The sequence below is a fragment of the Zobellella endophytica genome, assembly GCF_003012775.1.
GTDB classification, from domain to species: domain Bacteria; phylum Pseudomonadota; class Gammaproteobacteria; order Enterobacterales; family Aeromonadaceae; genus Oceanimonas; species Oceanimonas endophytica.
On sequence record NZ_PXYG01000018.1, the window covers coordinates 1 to 2642 of the forward strand.

Annotated in this window: 2 protein-coding genes; both read right to left on the reverse strand. The window is 61.9% G+C overall.

What is annotated here, in order from left to right; translation table 11 throughout:
- Positions 1-80: 80 nt before the first annotated feature.
- A complete protein-coding gene (istB, locus tag C7H85_RS19210; RefSeq protein ID WP_106731323.1) occupies positions 81-836 on the reverse strand; it encodes an IS21-like element helper ATPase IstB in 756 nt (251 codons plus the stop codon).
- A 21-nt stretch (positions 837-857) separates the two neighbouring features.
- Entirely contained in the window at positions 858-2399 is a 1542-nt protein-coding gene (gene istA, locus C7H85_RS19215) for an IS21 family transposase (protein ID WP_106731324.1), read from the reverse strand.
- Between the last annotated feature and the right edge of the window lie 243 nt (positions 2400-2642).

Consider the following 2642-nt stretch of genomic DNA (forward strand, 5'->3'; position numbering starts at 1 on the left):
TGCGTATTCCGGCGAAGATGAACACCGATTCCGGACGAACGTGAACACCTGATTTCTCAACGCATCACGTCCTGGTGTTTTTAGCCCAGGTGTTCATCTTCGGTCAACTGCCCAAGCATTTTCCTCATGGATTCCCCCTTCAGTTGCAGCCGGTGGGCGTTGTGCATCAGCCGGTCCAGGATGGCGTCCGCCAGGGTGTTATCGCCGATGCTGGCGTACCACTGATCCGTCGGCAGCTGGCTGATCACCAGCGTCGAGGTCTCGCCGTGGCGGTCGTCCATGATCTCCATCAGATCGTTGCGGTGCGCCGCTGTCAGCGGCTCCAGTCCCCAGTCGTCGATCATCAGTAACCGCACCTTGGCCAGTTGCTTGAGCAGCGTGTAGTAACTGCCGTCGGCCTTGGCCTGGGTCAGCTCCAGCAGCAACCGGGAGAGCCGGTAGTAGCGCACGCTGTAGCCCCGCAGGCAGGCGCTGTAACCCAGCGCGCAACCAAGGTAGGTTTTGCCGCTGCCGCAAGGGCCGGTGATCAGCAGGTTCTGGGCCCGATCAAGCCAGTCCCCCTGAGCCAGCCGGGCCACCTGGGCCTGACTGACGTTACGCGGATGCTGGTAGTCGATGTCCTGCACGGTGGCGGCGAGCTTGAACCGCGCCTGGCGGATCAGACGCTCATGCTTGCGGTGCTCCCGGCTCAGGCTTTCCTGCTCAACCAGCAAGCCGAGTCGCTCCACGAACGGCAGCGCCTCGTAGGTGCCAACCTGCTCCAGCTGGGTTTGCAGGGCGCGGGCCATGCCGCCGAGTTTGAGGTGGCGCAGTTGCGCCAGGATCTGAGTACTCATCAGAGGATGTCCTTATGTGATTCAGTGGAAGCTGTGGGGGCCACGGATGTTTTCGTGTCGCTGGGGCAGCTCGGTCTGAACGCTGAGCGTCTCGGGCAACTGGTCACGCCGACTGAGCAGGATCGACTTGAGCTGCTTCAGCCGGTCCAGCCCTTCCCGGTTGGCGATGGCACAGGCTGCATTTAACCGTGCGGCCGGGTAGTCCCGGCTCAGATTCAGCAGCCCGAGGCAGACCCGGTAAGCCTGCTCGGGATGGGCCCTGGCAGCCAGCTGTTGCGCCACCCAGGCCAGCACCTCGGGGCCGATGTCCCTGGCCCAGTTTTTGAGCCGGCCCGGCGTCCATTGCTGTTGCTTCTGATGACATTTGGGCATGTGGCTGGCTTCGGTGGTGGTGCCGGGCCGATGCTGCCGAGGATGGGACGCCACGGCCCGTTGCCGGAAGTACAGGGTGACCAGGGTGTCACTGGCGTGCAGCTCCAGGGCCTCGCCCACATACTGGTGCGGGACCGAGTAGTGATGCTGCTGATACTGGATGTGGTAGTCGATGTTGACCTTGACTCGCTTGATGTCGACGTAGCGATAAGGGTGGGCGGGCAGCGGTCGTAATGCCGGTCGATCCAGTTGTTCGAAGGCCTGCCGACGGTTGCCCGGCAACTGTTTGAACGGCTTCTCGTTCAGCTCTGCCAGCAGGGCCCGGATACATTGGTTGACCTCGGTCAGCGAGAAGAAGCTGTGGTGGCGCAGGCGGGCCAGGATCCAGCGTTCGACGATCTGCACCCCGACCTCGGCTTTGGCCTTATCCTTCGGCTTGTAGGGCCGTGCCGGTACCACCGCAAGCTGGTAATGCTCGGCCCACTGCTGGTAGCTCGGGTTCAGCTCCGGATCGTAGCGGCAGGCTCGGCTGACCCCGCTGCGCAGGTTGTCGGGCACCACGATCGCCGGCGCTCCGCCGAAGTACGCCAGCATCCGCACATGACTGCCCAGCCAGTCCGGCAGTGACTGGCTCAGGGTGGCCTCGGCGTAGGTGTAGTTCGATGCCCCGAGCACCGCCACGAACACCTGCGCCTGGCGCATTTCGCCGCTACTGGCGCAGATGATCGGCACCGTCGGCCCGCAGTAGTCGACGAAGCACTTCTCTCCGGCCCGGTGGGTCTGCCGCATGGAGCGCTTCTGCTGAGCACACCACTGGCGGTAGCGGTCGCAGAACTGGGAGTAGCTGTAACAGCGGTTGGGATACTGCTGGGTGTACTCCTCCCACAGCAGTTGCTTGGTCATGCCCTTGCGCTTGAGCTCCTGGTGCAGGGTGGCCCAGTCAGGCAGCGCATAGCGGGCAGAGGCCGTGGTGTCGGCAGCGGGGTAGAACAGCCGTGCCAGCTGGCTATCGTCCAGCTCGTCAGGCAAGGGCCAGGCAAGCCCGAGTTCATCGGCCTTGCGCAGCAGTTTCTGGATGGCCCCGACACTGATTTTGGTGCTGTCCTTGATCTGACGGATCGACAGCCCGGCAGCAAGCCGCAAGCGAAGAACGTCTCGGATTTTACGCATAGTGATCCTCTTAGCCGGCATAGCCTCTCCCTGTAAATACGGAGAGGTTAGCAAACAAGTTTAAAATCAATGCGTTAAGAATGATTCCGGACGAAGGTGAACAGTGTTTCCGGGAAGATGAACAGTGATTCCGGCGCCGTGAACGGCGATTCCGGAAATCCAGCAAAAGTGTTCATCTTGGGCCGGAATAGGTGTTCACGTTGAACCAGAATAGGTGTTCACGTTCCGCCGGAATGGCTGTTCACCATGGGCCGGAATATGCAA

Excerpts from the sequence above, each read along its gene's own strand:
- istB (WP_106731323.1), bottom strand. The coding sequence starts at position 836 with ATGAGTACTCAGATCCTGGCGCAACTGCGCCACCTCAAACTCGGCGGC.
- istA (WP_106731324.1), bottom strand. The coding sequence starts at position 2,399 with ATGCCGGCTAAGAGGATCACTATGCGTAAAATCCGAGACGTTCTTCGC.